The organism is Streptococcus sp. SS-4456, from assembly GCF_036680365.1.
Lineage (GTDB): Bacteria > Bacillota > Bacilli > Lactobacillales > Streptococcaceae > Streptococcus.
The window spans coordinates 1-296 of record NZ_JAVIHI010000115.1; the positions used below are offsets into that span (position 1 = coordinate 1).

Below are 296 nucleotides of genomic sequence, written 5' to 3' on the forward strand. Positions count from 1 at the left end.
TTTCAGTTTCGAATGTCAATGCCCAATCAGGTAGCTTTGATGTCCATGTTACTAATGTATCAGCCCCACGAGGTTTGAGCAAGGTCTTGGTTCCTACTTGGACGGAAAGCAATGGACAAGATGACATCATTTACCATACTGCAGATCGTCAATCAGACGGAAGTTACAAAGTAACGGTTCCTAATAGCAAGCATAATTATGGCACAGGTAAGTACCATATTCACTTGTATTATCGCGGTACGGATGGCAGTATGACCTATGTTGCTCAAACGACCACTACCTTACCAGAATTAAAG

Annotated in this window: 1 protein-coding gene; it reads left to right on the top strand. The window is 42.2% G+C overall.

Annotated features, from left to right (window positions below; translation table 11 throughout):
* Positions 1 to 296 (top strand): GBS Bsp-like repeat-containing protein (locus tag RFK25_RS11630; RefSeq protein WP_332413565.1); only part of this gene is annotated, 296 nt, incomplete at both ends.